Origin of the sequence: Opitutus sp. (assembly GCA_024998815.1) — a bacterium.
In the GTDB taxonomy this organism is placed as follows: Bacteria; Verrucomicrobiota; Verrucomicrobiia; order Opitutales; family Opitutaceae; genus Rariglobus.
Genome location: JACEUQ010000001.1, coordinates 644,814 through 660,613, shown reverse-complemented (window position 1 = coordinate 660,613; position 15,800 = coordinate 644,814). Strand labels below are relative to the sequence as shown.

Annotated in this window: 12 protein-coding genes; 6 read left to right on the top strand and 6 right to left on the bottom strand. The window is 59.6% G+C overall.

Features of this window, described 5'->3' with window-relative positions:
* Positions 1 to 9: 9 nt before the first annotated feature.
* The 5 genes from H2170_02815 to purT form a co-directional block, all read right to left on the bottom strand.
* The gene (locus H2170_02815; GenBank protein MCS6299021.1) at positions 10 to 828 is read right to left on the bottom strand and encodes a flagellin; all 819 of its coding nucleotides are present in this window, start codon (positions 826 to 828) and stop codon (positions 10 to 12) included.
* Between the two features lie 208 nt (positions 829 to 1,036).
* A complete protein-coding gene (locus tag H2170_02810; GenBank protein MCS6299020.1) occupies positions 1,037 to 1,855 on the bottom strand; it encodes a flagellin in 819 nt (272 codons plus the stop codon).
* A gap of 206 nt (positions 1,856 to 2,061) precedes the next feature.
* Complete coding sequence (locus tag H2170_02805) at positions 2,062 to 2,880, bottom strand: flagellin (GenBank protein MCS6299019.1); 819 nt, start codon at positions 2,878 to 2,880, stop codon at positions 2,062 to 2,064.
* A gap of 222 nt (positions 2,881 to 3,102) precedes the next feature.
* Positions 3,103 to 3,921 (bottom strand): flagellin, encoded by an 819-nt coding sequence (locus H2170_02800; GenBank protein ID MCS6299018.1) that lies wholly within the window; start codon positions 3,919 to 3,921, stop codon positions 3,103 to 3,105.
* A gap of 454 nt (positions 3,922 to 4,375) precedes the next feature.
* Positions 4,376 to 5,566, bottom strand: coding sequence for a formate-dependent phosphoribosylglycinamide formyltransferase (purT, locus tag H2170_02795; GenBank protein MCS6299017.1), 1,191 nt, complete (start codon positions 5,564 to 5,566; stop codon positions 4,376 to 4,378).
* A gap of 123 nt (positions 5,567 to 5,689) precedes the next feature.
* Here purT and H2170_02790 point away from each other — a divergent pair, with 123 nt between their 5' ends.
* The gene (locus H2170_02790) at positions 5,690 to 6,664 is read left to right on the top strand and encodes a type II secretion system F family protein (GenBank protein MCS6299016.1); all 975 of its coding nucleotides are present in this window, start codon (positions 5,690 to 5,692) and stop codon (positions 6,662 to 6,664) included.
* A gap of 129 nt (positions 6,665 to 6,793) precedes the next feature.
* Here the strand turns inward: H2170_02790 and H2170_02785 are convergent, their stop codons facing one another.
* Positions 6,794 to 9,472, bottom strand: coding sequence for a PAS domain-containing protein (locus H2170_02785; GenBank protein ID MCS6299015.1), 2,679 nt, complete (start codon positions 9,470 to 9,472; stop codon positions 6,794 to 6,796).
* A gap of 154 nt (positions 9,473 to 9,626) precedes the next feature.
* Here H2170_02785 and H2170_02780 point away from each other — a divergent pair, with 154 nt between their 5' ends.
* The 5 genes from H2170_02780 to H2170_02760 all read left to right on the top strand — a co-directional run bounded on the left by H2170_02780 (position 9,627) and on the right by H2170_02760 (position 15,798).
* On the top strand, positions 9,627 to 10,967 hold the full coding sequence (locus tag H2170_02780) for an ISAs1 family transposase (GenBank protein ID MCS6299014.1): 1,341 nt from the start codon (positions 9,627 to 9,629) through the stop codon (positions 10,965 to 10,967).
* Positions 10,968 to 11,014: 47 nt separating this feature from the next.
* Entirely contained in the window at positions 11,015 to 11,449 is a 435-nt protein-coding gene (locus tag H2170_02775) for a hypothetical protein (protein ID MCS6299013.1), read from the top strand.
* Positions 11,450 to 11,537: 88 nt separating this feature from the next.
* Positions 11,538 to 14,291 carry an alanine--tRNA ligase gene (gene alaS, locus H2170_02770; protein MCS6299012.1) on the top strand — a complete coding sequence of 918 codons (2,754 nt, stop codon included), beginning with the start codon at positions 11,538 to 11,540 and terminating at the stop codon, positions 14,289 to 14,291.
* A 119-nt stretch (positions 14,292 to 14,410) separates the two neighbouring features.
* Complete coding sequence (locus H2170_02765; protein MCS6299011.1) at positions 14,411 to 15,493, top strand: DNA alkylation repair protein; 1,083 nt, start codon at positions 14,411 to 14,413, stop codon at positions 15,491 to 15,493.
* A gap of 32 nt (positions 15,494 to 15,525) precedes the next feature.
* On the top strand, positions 15,526 to 15,798 hold the full coding sequence (locus H2170_02760) for a hypothetical protein (protein MCS6299010.1): 273 nt from the start codon (positions 15,526 to 15,528) through the stop codon (positions 15,796 to 15,798).
* The last annotated feature ends 2 nt before the right edge of the window (positions 15,799 to 15,800 follow it).

Here is a 15,800-nt window from a genome sequence, read left to right as displayed (position 1 = left end):
ACAACCAGATTACTGGAGCAGTTTGAGTGCGGTCTGCGCACTCTGATTGGCCTGCGAGAGCATCGAGGTGCCCGCCGAGACCATCGTATTCCACCTCGCCAACTGGGTGGATTCCTCCGCCACATCCACGTCGGTGATTCGACTGGTGGCGGCTTCCAAATTGGCCTTATTAATAGTCAATAATTCGAAGGCAAAGCTGAGGCGGCTTTGCTCGGCACCGTTGGTGGCTCGCATATTGGCCACGTTTTCCAGTGCGGTGGTAATGGTCGAAATCGAGGTGATCATGCTCAGTGCGGTCGCCGCAGTAACCGCGCCCACACCCGTGCTGGTGTGCGATAAATCACGTGCCGCCACGGAAATTTGACTACTGGTGGCGGCATCCTCCGTACCATTGACCGTTTGCGCGGAACTGGTGCCAAATAGCGCGATCCCGTTAAACTTTTCCGAGGCAATGGCGGTCAACTGGCTCGATAATGCCACAAACTCGGTATTATAGTTGGCTTTGTCACCGGTGCTCTTGGTGACGTCGTCGTTAAGGGTGCGCAGCTCGCTGATACGGGCCAGAATATTGCCGGTGACTTTAAGTGCACCGTCCTGAGTTTGAAGGAGTGAGACCGCATTACCGATATTATTATTAACCGCGCCTTGGCGTTTTGCCGTGGCGCTGAGTTTCATCGAGACAGCCAGACCGCCGGCGTCGTCCGAAGGGTTTACGATTTTGGAACCGCTCGAGAGCCGGTTGAGGCTCTTTTGTAGCATTGAACTGGAGGACGCCAAATTATTGGACGCCATCGTTGCCGAATAGTTGGTATTTAATACAACAGCCATGGGATTATCTTTCCTTGATTTTTTAATACGACATCCGGTGTCGCCACGGATCTGGAGAGGTCCAGATCAGGCCATGGTATATCTATGAAAAAAGGGGGAGCGGTCATCGCTGAACGCGAGAAGAGCCAAAAAGTAGCGCAGACTTCCAGTCTGCCCGAAGTTTAAAACCAGCAGGCTGGAAGCCTGCGCTACTTTATATCTCCAAATCTTACTGCAGTAACTTGAGTGCGGTCTGCGCACTCTGATTTGCCTGGGAGAGCATTGAGGTGCCCGCCGAGACCATGGTATTCCACCTCGCCAGCTGAGTGGATTCCTCCGCCACGTCCACGTCGGTGATCCGACTCGTCGCCGCCTCCAGATTAGCCTTGTTGATCGTCAACAGTTCGGAGTCGAAACCCAGCCGGCTCAGCTCTGAGCCGTTGGTGGCACGCATTTTGGCCACATTTTCCAGTGCGGTGGTGATCGTTGTCACCGAGGTGATCATACTCAGTGCGGTCGCGGCGGTAACCGCTCCCACACCCGTGCTGGTGTGTGTCAAATCTCGGGCGGCGATGGCAATTTGGCTCGTGGTTGCGCCGTCCTCCGTGCCGTTGACGGTCATACTCGAACTGGTGCCGAACATGGACACCCCGTTGAACTTTTCCGAGGCAATGGCCGTCAACTGGGCCGATAAGGCAACGAACTCGGTATTATAATTGGCCTTGTCACCCGTGCTCTTAGTGACGTCATCGTTGAGGGTGCGCAGTTCGCTGATGCGGGCCAAAATACTACCGGCCACTTTAAGGCCGCCGTCCTGGGTTTGCAGGGGTGAAACCGCGTTACCGATGTTATTATTAACCGCGCCCTGTCGCTTGGCGGTGGCGCTGAGTTTCATCGAGACGGCCAGACCGCCGGCGTCATCGGAGGGGTTAACGATTTTGGAACCGCTGGAGAGCCGGTTAAGGCTCTTTTGTAACATTGAACTGGAGGAGGCCAAATTGTTGGCCGCCATCGTCGCTGAATAGTTGGTATTTAGTACAACAGCCATGGGATTATCTTTCCTTGATGGTTTGAACGACATCCGTCGTCGTCACGGATCAGGAGGAGTCCTGATCAGGCTTTATTATATCTAAAATAAGGGGGAGCGATCATCGCTGAACGCGAGAGGTGCGAAAAAGTAGCGCAGACTTCCAGTCTGCCCGAAGTTTAAAACCAGCAGGCTGGAAGCCTGCGCTACTTTTGTATAAAACCTGATTACTGTAACAACTTGAGTGCGGTCTGCGCACTCTGGTTGGCCTGCGAGAGCATCGAGGTGCCCGCCGAGACCATCGTATTCCAACGTGCCAACTGGGTGGATTCCTCCGCCACGTCCACGTCGGTTATCCGACTTGTCGCGGCCTCCAGGTTGGCTTTGTTTATAATCAAAAGTTCCGAGGCGAACCCGAGTCGACTGAGTTCAGCGCCGTTGGTGGCACGCATGTTGGCCACGTTCTCCAAAGCGGTGGTAATGGTTGTAACCGAAGTGATTGCACTGAGAGATGCGGCTGCGGTAACCGCCCCCACGCCGCTGCCTGTATTGCCCAAATCACGGGTCGCTATGGCGATCTGGCTGCTGGTGGAACCATCCTCCGTGCCGTTGACCGTCATATTTGAAGCGGTGCCAAACATTGAAACCCCGTTGAACTTTTCCGAAGTGATCGCGGTGAGCTGCAACTGCAGGGCGGTGAATTCCGTATTATAATTGGCCTTGTCGCCGGTGCTCTTGGTCACGTCATCATTGAGCGTTCTCAGTTCGCTGATGCGGGCTAGTATATTACCGGCCACCTTGAGGGCGCCGTCCTGGGTTTGCAGTAATGAAACGGCGTTACCTATGTTATTATTAACCGCGCCCTGGCGCTTTGCGGTGGCGCTGAGCTTCATTGCGACGGCCAGACCGCCGGCGTCGTCGGAAGGGTTTACTATTTTTGAACCGCTGGAGAGCCGGTTGAGGCTCTTTTGTAACATCGAGCTCGACGTGGCCAAGTTGTTGGCCGCCATCGTCGCTGAATAGTTGGTATTTAATACAACAGCCATGGGATTATCTTTCCTTGATAGTTTTACACGACATCCGTCGTCGTCACGGAACCGGAGGGGTCCGGATCAGGCCATGCAGGGGCAAAGCCCTTTTTTTTGGATTTATATAGTGCCGGGTGGCGGTACCACCCACGGCAACCGACAAGGTGGGAAACCCACCGCTCTATCCACCCGTCGGCTCGACCTCGCCGGAAGCGAAGGCGGCGGACGCGGAGGTTACTATTAGCCCTGGAGCAGCTTGAGCGCGGTCTGCGCGCTTTGATTGGCCTGCGACAGCATCGAGGTGCCTGCCGAGACCAGCGTATTCCACCGGGCGAGATTGGTAGATTCTTCAGCCACATCCACATCGGTGATCCGACTGGTGGCGGCTTCGAGGTTGGCCTTGTTGATCGTCAACAGTTCTGAAGCGAAGCCCAGGCGGCTTTGCTCGGCACCGTTGGAAGCGCGCATGTTGGCGACATTTTCCAAGGCGGTGGTGACATCGGTCAGCAGAAGGCCGGTCAAGCTGGTGGCGGTGGTGGCGACGGCGCCGACACCGGAGGAAGTATGGCCTAAATCGCGGGCGGCAACCGTGACCGAGGAGGAGGTCGAAGCGTCCTCGGTGGTGGCGATCGCCATGGTGCTGGTACCGAACAGGCTGATACCGTTGAACTTCTCACTGGTGAGCGCGGTCAACTGAGCGCGCAGTGACACAAATTCGGTGTTATAGTTATCCTTGTCGCTCGAGCTCTTGGTGACATCGCTGTTGAGCACCTTCAGCTCGCTGATGCGGGCCAGGACGCTGCCGGTGACTTTTAATGCGCCGTCCTGCGTCTGCAGGAGGGAAACCGCATTGCCGATGTTGTTGTTCACCGCACCCTGGCGCTTGGCCGTGGCGCTGAGCTTCATGGATACAGCAAGACCGCCCGCATCGTCAGAAGGGGAAACGATCTTCGAGCCGCTAGAAAGCCGGTTAAGGCTCTTCTGCAGCATGCTATTGGACGTGGCTAAGTTATTCGAAGCGACCGTAGCCGCGTAATTGGTGTTAATGACGACAGACATGATGTTCTTCCTTGATTAAACGACCCTGTCCGTAGGGCGACGGGCCGAAGAAGGATTCGGGCCGATCCAGCTGAGGGGTTTCCCTCAGATGCCTTTAATAACGACGCTTTCGGCGGAAACTTTAGCGCGCAGTTGAATTATTTTTAAAAATAATCAGGAAAAAGCCGGCCAAACCCCCCAAGAAATCACCCTAACCCGTTCGACAAAATAGGGTTAAACAGGACCAAAAAAAACCAAAGAAAAAACCACCCAAAAGCTAAAGTCCCGCTGAATGCGCGGGAAAAAACCAACGGCTAGACGCCCAAAAGGGCGCGCCAAAAACCCCTTACCCGCTCGGCCCTAAGGAGAAGCAACTCCAAGCGACGGACAACTGGAATCCCAACGAGGATTCCAGTCGCGGATTTGGCGCGGAACTACGCGGGGGATTTCGCTCCGGATTTATCCAACGCCCGCCTCAGCCCACCGTGATGGTGATGGCCGCTGCCATGGCGCGGGCGCGCTCGCGGGCCTCTTCAGAGGTATTTCCCGTGGCCACGGCGACGCCCAGGCGGCGATGGCCGCGGCACTCGGGTTTGCCGAACAAGCGGATCTGGCTTTCGGGCACGGCCAGCGCCTCGGCAACTCCGGAGATAACCGGAACTCCCTCACCATGGCCCAGTAATGCTACGCTGTGCGCCGGCCGCAGCAGCACCACCGGCGGCACCGGCAGCCCCAAAATCGCCCGTGCGTGCAGCGCAAATTCACTCAGCTGCTGGCTGCCAATCGTCACCAAGCCGGTGTCATGCGGACGCGGGCTCACTTCGCTGAAAATCACCTCGTCGCCACAGACAAAACACTCGACGCCAAACAGCCCCCAGCCACCGAGATTCGCCACCACCGACTTGGCGATGATCTGCGCCTGTTCCCAAGCCTTTTGCGACATCGCGCACGGCTGCCAACTCTCGCGGTAATCACCGTCGATTTGCACATGGCCGACGGCAGGGCAGCATTGGATACCGTTACTCGCCGCCACGGTCAGCACGGTGATCTCGTAATCGAAACGGATAAACCCCTCGACGATGCACCGCCCCGCCCCGGCCCGCGCGCCCTCCTGGGCGTAGGTCCACGCAGCGGCCATGTCGGCGGCTGTTTTAACCACACTCTGGCCATGCCCGCTCGACGACATAAGCGGCTTGAGCACGCACGGGTAACCCAACTGTGCGCCCGCAGCGCTAGCCTCCTCGGCGGTGCCCACGAAACGGTACGGCGAAGTGGGCATTTTTAAGTCCTCGGCGACCAGGCGGCGAATGCCCTCGCGATTCATGGTCAGACGCGCGGCGCGGGCGGTCGGCACCACGCGTTGGCCGGCCGCCTCCAGCTCGACCAACACCTCGGTGGCGATTGCCTCGATTTCGGGCACCACCAGATCGGGTTTTTCCAGCGTGATGACGCGGCGCAACTCGGCCCCGTCGAGCATCGAAAACACATGACTACGATGAGCAACCTGCATGGCCGGGGCACCAGCGTAGCGATCGCAGGCGATGACCTCGCAGCCCAAGCGCTGGAGCTCGATGGCAACCTCCTTGCCCAACTCGCCTGAGCCGAGGAGCAAGACGCGCGTGGCGCGGGCTGAGGCGGGCGGGGCGAAGGTGCCAAGGGTGAACATAATTCCTCCCTTGTGGGTCGATTTCCCCCCCACGGCAATCTTGTCGGCAGGCTTTTTAGAACTGGAAACGCCCCCTCATTTTGCGCGCTCGCATCCAGCGGCCACCTGCATTGGTTTAACGCCTTGCCCCTATCACACGCCAAACTCGCCTCGTTTTACCTCCAAATCAGCCAGCAGCTCGGTGCCGGCCTCACTCTGGCGCAGGCCCTCGCTGATCGCTCCGCCGCACCGGCCGACGACTGCGCCCAACTGGTGCAGCGCATCGAAGCCGGTGAGCCCATCGCCGCCATCCTCACCGCGGCCGGCGACTGGTTGCCCGCCGACGATCGCCCCTTTCTCATCGCAGCAGCCGACACCGGCCGACTTCCGCGCATCCTGCAAAACCTCTCCGTGCGACACGAGGAACTCGGGCTCCAGCAAGGCCGCATGGTGCAAGCCTGCCTTTATCCGGTCGGCGTGCTGCATTTTGGCGCGCTCGTTTTCGCTTATTTCCGCCTCCTGAATTGGGAAACCGGCCTGCACTGGAGCACGCCCGGATTTATTGCCGGAGTGCTGATGATTATCCTGCCCTTTTGGAGTGCAGTGGTGCTGCTGAGCGTACTGGTGCGCCGCCGCAACCCGTTTGCGCTCGGCTTGCTCAACGTGCTGCCGGCAATCGGTGCGTACCGCCGCCAGCAGGCGCTCGCCGACTTCGCCTTCGCCCTCGGCCACCTACTCGAAGCCGGCGCACCCATTGGAAACGCGTGGAACAAAGCGGGGACGATTGCCAACAGCCCGCGCATTGCGGCGGCCGCCACGACGATTTGCGCGGCGATCGACCGCGGCGAAGCCCCGAGCACCTTACTCAACGCCCAACCCGTGTTCCCTGCGGCCTTCGTTTCCCTGTACCGCACCGGCGAAATCACCGGCAATCTCGACCAAAACCTCCTGCACCTGGCCGCCACCCACCAAGAACTCGCCCAAAAACAGCTCAAACTCGCCGCATCGATCTACCCCAGCGTGCTCTTTTTTGCCGTCGCCGGTCTCGTCCTCTGCATCGTGATTTCAGCCTACGCCGGCTATATCGGAAACCTGAACCAGTTGATGAATGGAATGTAAGGGCTCCGGCACCGCTCGAAAAAGTAGCGCAGACTTCCAGTCTGCTTCAGCGGAGATCGATTGAGATCAGCATAAAGCAGACTGGAAGTCTGCGCTACTTTTTCGGAATAAACCGCCCCACCCCATCCGCTACGCTTTCGATTTCTTTTTGCCCATCGTCTCACGCAACTGCTTTTCGAGTTTTCGCACGCCGGTCATGTCGGTGAAGGTGATCACGATGCCGTCGATTCGATTATCCATGGTGCGGTAAGGCATCACGTGCAGCGCAAACCAGCGGCCGTCCTGGGTGATCAGCGCCTTTTCAATCGGCACCAAGGTCCGTAAGACCTCGCGTGCGTCAGCCATCATCTCGGGGTAAATCAGGTGGCTGGCCAAGTCGGTGACCGGTCGGCCGACATCGCTCGGGATGAGGTGGATAAGCGCCGTGGCGTGCGGCGTGTAGCTGCGCACCCGCAGCTTACCATCGAGAAAAAGCGTGGCGATTTGCGTACTGTTGAGCAGGTTGGCCATGTCCTCGCTGGCAGAGGCCAGCGCGGTTAACTTCGCCTCCAATTCGCCGTTCACCGTTTGTAATTCTTCGTTGAGCGACTGCATCTCCTCTTGCGCGGTGGTGAGCTCCTCATTGGTGGACTGTAATTCCTCGTTTGCCGACTGCAGCTCCTCGTTGGCGGATTTGAGTTCCTCCTGCGATGTCTGCATGTCCTCGCGCGTGGTTTGCAACTGCTGCTGCATGTGCGCGAGCTCTTGAGTGAGCTCACGCAAGCGATCACTGCCTTTGGCGTTCTTTACCCGACGCTGCACCTGCGGTTGCGCCGGATCTACCCCATCGCTGAACACGATCATCACCAGCCCGCTCAAGGCACCCTTGGTGGTGATCTGCTGCAGCGTCGCTTTAACAAAACAGGTCGAGTCCCCGGTATCCACTTTACAGGAACGCGTGGTGATCGAGTGGGTCTGGCCGGCGATTTTCTCGAAGGCCTGATGGAGCGGGTAACTCAAGCCCTCGCGCACCATGGCGAAGAGGTTCCAATTGGCCTTACCCGCAACCGGCTCCAAATAACGGCTGGTGCGCCCACTGATATAAAGGATGTCGCCCTTTGTCGTCACGAGCACTGCGGCGGGAGCCTGATTTTTGAGCAACCATTGTTCCGCCTGGTGTTGCAGGTTGTCATGCCCTACGTCCGCTGAACTCTCCAGGTGGGGAGGTATTAAAGAGGCCGCTACATACGAGGAGGGGAACTCCAACCTGTGTCCTGTTAGCCAATTCTCTTGTCGTTGAAAAACCCGCGCCGGGCCATCTAAGGGGTTAAACAAATCCGTAAAGCTGCCGATTGTCTCCGCGCTCCCCAGCACAAGCACTCCGCCGGGGTTCAGACAGTAATGAAACAACGGGATGAGTTTCTTTTGCAGCTCAGCCGTAAAATAAATCAGCAGGTTGCGGCAGCTCAACAGGTCCAACTTGGTGAACGGCGGCGACATGATCAGATTGTGCGGCGCAAAGATGATCATCTCACGGATTTCTTTGGCGATTCGATAGCCCCGGGGCTCTTTCGTGAAAAAGCGGCTCAGGCGCTCCGCCGACACGGACTCGGTAATCGAGGCGGGGAACAATCCTTGTCGGGCTTTACTGACCGCATCGGGATCGATGTCGGTGGCGAAGATTTTAAGGGTCAACGCGCTTTTTCCAGGCAAGCTGTCGAGGGTTTCCCTAAACACCATGGCGAGCGAGTAAGCCTCTTCACCCGTCGAGCAACCCGGTATCCACGCCCTCAACGTCGGCGAACCAGCGTCGCGGGCAAGCAGGCCGGGCAAGGTCTGGCTCTTGAGCGTTTCCCACAGCAGGGGGTCGCGAAAAAACTGCGTTACACCGATGAGTAACTCACGAAACAGGAGATCCACTTCCTGCGGGTTTTCGCTCAGGAACCGCACGTAGCGTTCGATCTTTTCAAGCTGGTGCAACGCCATGCGCCGCTCGATACGCCGATACAACGTGCTGCGTTTATACAGCGAGAAATCGTGGCCGGTGTGGCTGCGCAAAATTTGCACCACCTTCTCCATCGAGTTTTCCTCAGTAGGTTCATAGGCCGTCACGGGCCGAAGCAGCAGGGGAACATGCTGCAAGTATTGCTCTAGGCTCGCGAACAGCCCCTCCACGGGCGCCACAACATCAGCTAACCCCGCGTTGATAACACTGCTCGGCATGCTGGCGAATTTAGCCTGCGTGGGGTCCTGCACAAGAACCACGCCACCGTGCTCTTTAATCGCTTTGGCCCCCGCCGTTCCATCACTGCCCATGCCCGAGAGGACAACCCCAATACTCTGTTCCTGCTGAGCTTCTGCCAACGAGCTGAAAAAGAAGTCGATCGGCAAGCGCACGGCCTGCGCCCCGTCCGTAACATGCAATTTCAACACCCCTGCCTTAATCGAGACATCGCGGTTTGGCGGGATCACATAGACGTTATCAGGCCGGACGCGGGTGCCGTCTTGAATACGTTGAACCTTCAGTGGCGTCACTTTCTGGAGTAATTCAGGGAGGAAATCTTTGTGCGTCGGATCAAGGTGCTGCACCACCACAATTGCACAGTTAGCGCCAAGGGGAACTGACCGTAAAAAGGCATCGATCGCTTCAAGTCCGCCTGCCGAGGCTCCGACACCGATGAGGGTCAGGGCACGCTTCGGGGGCGTGTTGGCTGGGGCTACAGCAGTGCCAGGAGTGCGGGATGCCGCCGGCGTACGTTTAACGGTGGGTTTAGCTGAAACCGGAGTGACGTTTTTGGGTGCGGGACGGGAGGGCTTACGCTTGGCCATTGGTGGGCGCAGCTAATGGACGTTTTTGGCGCGAGTATATCACCAAATTAAACCGACCTGCCACCGCCGATTCATTGAACAGCTAAACACCTGAATACTAACAAAGGAGCGGAATAAGCGGGACAAGCCCCAGGAAATCATTTTGGCTGGGTGAATGATGCCGGCCGAAACGAACCCGTCGAACCCCCAAGGGGAGGTGATTTCGCTGCGCCACTTGCAGGTGCAGGTGCTAGACAGCCCCGAGTTAAACGCCCGAGCGCAGGGGCTGCTTGAGGAGCATCACTATCTGGGCGCGGTGAAACCGGTGGGCGAGCGGCTGCTGTACGCGGTGAGCGATGCGCAGGGCACCTGGGTGGCGGTGCTGGTGTTTGCGGCGGCGGCGCTGCACCTGCGCGGCCGGGAGGCGTGGATTGGCTGGAGTGGAGAACAGCGCCGACGCCGATTGGCGCTGGTGGTCAACAACGTGCGGTTCCTGCTGCTGCCCAAGCCGGCGGTGCCCAACTTGGGCTCGGCGGTTTTGAGCCGGGTGCTCGGCCGGCTCAGTGCCGACTGGCAGTCGCGTTACGAGCACCCCGTGCTCGTCGTGGAAACCTTCGTCGACCCCGAGCGTTTTACGGGAAGTGTATACAAGGCATCCGGGTGGACCGAGTTGGGCCTGACCAAGGGCAACACGCGTAAGTCGCGCGATTACTACGAGCACCACGCCAAGCCCAAGCGCTTGTTTGTGCGCGAGCTGGAGCCCCGGGCCCGGAGAGCTCTTCAGGCAGGGCAGATCAAACCCTCGCTGGCTGCGGTGGAGGCGAAAGTTCCGGTGCGAAGTACCCTGAAGGCCCCCGATTTAATCAGCCTGGCGGAGGCCTTCCGGCAAGTGCCTGAATACCGCGCCTACATCGGGGCCTATCCCTTGCACGCGCTGCTGGCGATCACGGCGGCGGCCTATCTGGCCGGAGCACCCCGCGGCCAACGTGACCTGGCCGCTTTCGCCCGCCGGCTCTCCCCGGTCCAACGCCAAGCCCTCGGGGTGATCCGCCGCCGCGGCAAATACGGCGCTCCCAGCCAGCCCACCTTCAGCCGTCTGTTCGCCCGTGTGCAGGCCGCGCGCATCGAGGAGGTTTTACTCGCCCACCAACGCCAGGTGCGAGGCGAGCCTCCCGCCACCGAGATCGTGGTCATCGACGGCAAAGTCCCCAAGCACAGCGGCGGACAAAACGTCGTGACCGCGGTTACCTCGCCGAGCTTGTTTTATCTCGGCAGCGAGGTCGTCGCCGAAAAAAGTAACGAGATTCCCGCCGCCCGCGCCCTGTGTGAGAGACTCGATTTGGTCGATAAACTCGTGAGCCTTGATGCCCTGCATACCCAGGCGGACACCGCGCGGGCGATCGTACTGGAGCATGGCGGCGACTACCTGTTCACCGTCAAAGGCAATCAGCCCGGCTTGCAGAAAATCGTAGCAGCGCAAGTGCCCGATCCGGGCGCCCCTTTTTTGACCCGTTAAAAGATCCCGCTGCCGAGCAACGTACCACCCAGGAAAAGAAGCACCCCGTGACGCGCACCCTGGTGGCGCGCGAGTTGAGCGCGGAAAGCGCCTGCTTCCCCCTGGTGGCGCAAGCCGCGAGAATCTGCCGAAAACGCCACGGCAAGCCCACCGAGACCGTGGCGCTGATCACCAGTCGCCCCGCCGCCGAGTTGACTCCCGCCCAATGGCTGGAGGTCAACATTGCGCACTGGGGAATCAAGACCGGTTTGCATGCCCGCCTCGACGCCTCGCGCCAGGATGATCGCTGCCGATTACGCCGCCCGAACGCGGTGCGCATCCACGGCATGTTCAACCGCTGGGCCAACAGCCTGTTCATGCACTGGCGCGGTCAACGAACTAAAAAACGCCACCTTTATACCTCCGACTTTATCGCCCACATGTCCGAAAATCATGACCGTCGCGCGCTCCGCGCACTTACCTCGGTAAACTTCCCGCTATGAATCGGCGCTGCCGACCTGCCGAGGGGCCGATTCACGCCTTGCTAACGCTGCTCCCTCGCCTTGTTGTCATCCCCTTTATTTTTGCTCCATGACCTCCGCCGAAATCCGCCAGTCCTTCCTCGATTTCTTCCACGCCCAGCAGCACACGATCGTGCCCTCGTCGTCGCTGCTGCCGGACTCACCCGGATTGCTCTTCACCAACGCCGGCATGAACCAGTTCGTGCCGATCTTCCTCGGTGATAAACAAGCCGACGTCTCCAAGTGGGCCGGTGTCCGCGCCGCATCGAACACCCGCGCCGCCGACACCCAAAAGTGCATTCGCGCCGGTGGTAAACACAACGACCTAGAGGACGTCGGCTACGACACCTACCACCACACGCTCTTCGAAATGTTGGGCAACTGGTCCTTCGGCGATTACTTCAAAAAAGACTCGCTCACTTGGGGCTGGCACCTGTTGACCAAGGTCTGGGGCATTCCCGCCAAGCGCCTCTACGCCACCGTTTACGCCCCCAAACCCGGCGATCCGTCCGAATTCGACCACGAAGCCGCCGCGATTTGGACCGAGCTTTTTAAGGCCGAGGGCCTCGATCCCGCGCTCCACATCGTCCACGGCAATCGTAAGGACAATTTCTGGCAAATGGGCGACACCGGCCCCTGCGGCCCGTGCTCCGAGATCCATTTTAATCTTTTGGAAAACGACGACGAGGCCGAGGGCCGCAAGGGTGTGAACAGCTCCTCGCCGCGCTGCATCGAGATCTGGAACCACGTTTTCATCCAGTTTAACGCCAATGCCGACGGCACGTTCTCGCCGCTGGCCGCCAAACACGTCGACACCGGCATGGGTTTCGAGCGCGTCGCCGGCATCATGGCCACGACGAAGAATTTCACCGATTTTTCCCCTGAGCCGTCCAACTACAACGCCGACGTTTTTGCCCCGTTGTTCGCCACGGTCACCGCGCTGTCCGGCAAGACCTACACCGGCACGGTTCCCACCAAACGCGAAGGCCTCACCGAGCAGGAAAACACCGACATCGCCTTCCGCGTGTTGGCCGACCACGCCCGCACCATCAGCTGCGCCATTGCCGACGGCATCATGCCGGGCAACGACGGCCGCAACTACGTTATCCGCCGCATCCTGCGCCGTGGCATTCTTTACGGCACCAAACTCGGCCTCAAAACCGGCTTCTTTGAGCAACTCGTCACGCCCGTCGTCGAGAGCTTGGGCAACGTTTTCCCCGAGCTAAAAGAGCGCCAGGAAATCGTCCGCCGCGTGATCAAGAGCGAGGAGGAATCCTTCGGCCGCACGCTCGACCGCGGCTTGGGCCTTTTCACCAAAGCCGCCCAAGGCGCCCAGCAAATCAGCGGCGTACTCGCCTTCGAACTCTACGACACCTACGGCTTCCCGCTCGACATGACCCAACTGCTCGCCACCGAGCGCGGCCTGACCGTGGACAACGTCGAGTTCGAGCGCCTGATGGAGGAACAACGCAACCGCGGCCGCGCCTCCACCAAGAAAGAAATCGTCGTCGCCGCCACCGAGGGTGCCGAAGCCGCCGAGGCCAAACCCACGCCGTTTATCGGCTACGTTATTGGGAAATCCCAATCCTTTGGCGTGGTCGTCACCGAGGTGGTGCGCACCGAAACCGACACCTACTTAGTCTTCGATCAGACCCCGTTTTACGCCGAGATGGGCGGCCAACTGGGCGACTGCGGCGTGCTGCTGGCTCACGGTGAAGCCGTGCAGATCAGTGACACGATTAAGGACAAGTCCGGGCGTTACCTGCACAAGGTTTCCAACGTAGAAGGCAACCTGTTGCCCGATGCGCCGCGAGGAGCCCGCACGGTCACCAACGAGTTCATTTACTCCCTGGTCAACCAGACGGTCGAAGCGGGCGTGAACATGATTCACCGCCGCGCCATCCAGCGCCACCACACCGCCACCCACCTGCTCAACTTTGCGCTACGCCGCGTGCTCGGCACCCACGTGCGCCAGGCCGGCTCGCTCAACGCCACGGACCGCATGCGTTTCGACTTCGCTCATTTCGAAGCGATCACCCCGGCCCAACTCCACGAAATCGAGAGCATCGTTAACTGGCGCATTTTGGATAACGCCGAGGTCAAGGGCTACGAAACCGACTTCGACGCCAAGCCCAAGGGCACCCTCGCCTTCTTCGGCGAAAAGTACGGCAAACGCGTGCGCGTGGTCGATATCGGCGGCTACAGCTTGGAGCTGTGCGGTGGTACCCATGTGAATACGACCGGCGAGATCGGCTTCTTTAAAATCATCTCCGAAGGTGGTGTCGCTGCCGGCACCCGCCGCATCGAAGCCGTTGCCGGACAGGCCGCCTACGACTACGTGCGTTCGCACGAAGAAAAGCTCAACGCCCTCGCCGTCAAAGTGGGCGTGCCGTTGGCCCAGGTGGAGCAAAAGCTCGACTCGATCCTCAGCCAAAAGGCCGAGTCCGAGAAAAAGCTCAAAGCCCACGAACAGCGCGCCGCCGCCGCTCTCGCCACCGACCTCGCAGCCAAGGCCGGCCAGAAAGATGGCCTGCCCTACGTTTCCGCCGTGGTCGCGGTCGATGCGCCGGAGACGCTACGTGAGCTCGGCTCGCAGGTTTTAGCCAAGCTGGGTGAAGGCGTGGTGGTGCTCGGTGCTGCGTTTGGTGCCGACAAGGTTTCGCTGGTCGCCTTCGCCTCGCCGGCGGCGATCAAGGCCGGCCACCAGGCCGGCAAGATCATCTCGGCGCTGACTGCGCAACTCGGAGGCAAAGGCGGCGGCAAACCCGACTTCGCCATGGGTGGCGGCAAAGACGTTGCCAAGCTGGCCGAGGTACTCGGGTAACCGCCGAACCGAGTTTTTAACCGCTAATAAACGCTAAAGGACGCTAATTACGGAAATCGGCTTGTTCTGAATTAGCGTCTATTAGCGGCCATTAGCGGTAAAAAAACTCCGTCCCTCCGATGGCCGACGCGCTCAAGGATCTGTTCGACGCCGGGCGGTACCGCCAAACCGCCGCGCAACTCGCCGCGCTGCACCCGCGCTTCGACTCCGTCCGTTTTTTGACCCACGCACTAGACGGCCTTTCCGACCGTGAACTGCTCGCCCGCCTGCACCGCACCGCTGAGGCTTTCCACCTCGCATTGCCCGTTCCGTTCGCCGAGCAACTCGTCGTCCTGCGCACCCACGCACCTCAGATCGGCCATGGTTTCGTCGCAATCTGGCCCTGCGCTCACGTCACCACCCACGGTATTAACGACCCGGCGACGGCACTCGACGCCCTCAAATTTTTCACTCGGTTCGGTTCGGCTGAGTTCGCCATTCGCCCCTTCATCATCCTCGCGCCGGAGGCAACGATTGCGGTAATGCGTCGCTGGGCCAGTGACGCCGATGAACACGTACGCCGCCTTGCCAGCGAGGGCTCGCGTCCGCGCCTGCCGTGGGGCGGAAACCTGCCCGCGCTCATCGCCGATCCGTCCCCCACCCTGCCGATTCTCACTGCGCTGCGCGCCGATCCCAGCCTCTACGTGCGCAAGTCGGTCGCCAACCACCTCAACGACATCACCAAAAACCACCCTGAATTGGTGCTGGATTTCGTGACCAACTGGGATCGCACCGACGCGCGCACCGCTTGGATCGTTCGCCACGCCCTGCGCACCCTGATCAAACGCGGCCATCCCAAGGCGCTGGCTTTAATGGGCGCCGGTGCCACGCCCAAACTTGATGCCCACTTCAAAGTCGGCCCTGCCCGCCTAAAGCTCGGTGGCACACTGACATTAACCGCCAGCCTCGTTTCCACCCACGCGCGCACGCAGTCGTTGATTGTCGACTACGTGCTTCATTACGCCCGGCCCGGTGGAGCCTCGGCCGAGAAGGTGTTTAAGTGGAAACAACTCACCTTGGCCGCCGGTGAAAGCGTCACTTTGAGCAAACGGCAGGTGATCCGCGACTTCTCCACAAGGCGCCACCACCCGGGGCGCCACCGCGTGGAATTGCAGATCAACGGTCGCCGTCTTGCCGCCGGGGAGTTTTCTCTTTCTGGATAGCTCCCCACCAAAACCACCTATCGACTTTTGCTATGAATCTCAGGCCCATCATCGACGAAATCGCCAGCCAGGCGGAAGACTTCTTAAAAGGCATCACCGACCGCACACGAGCGCGGGCTGAGCTCACCGAGTTTATCGCTATCGAGTACTCCGGGATCATTCCGGCTGACCGCAAAATTGTGACGGATGCGGTCATGGCGTTTTTGGAGGAAGAAAACGTATTTGAGGGCGGCTTCGCAGGCCACTCCTTCGCCGACGAAGCTGAAGCGGAGGTCGAAGTCGACGCCGAAGACCAAGAGGACTGACC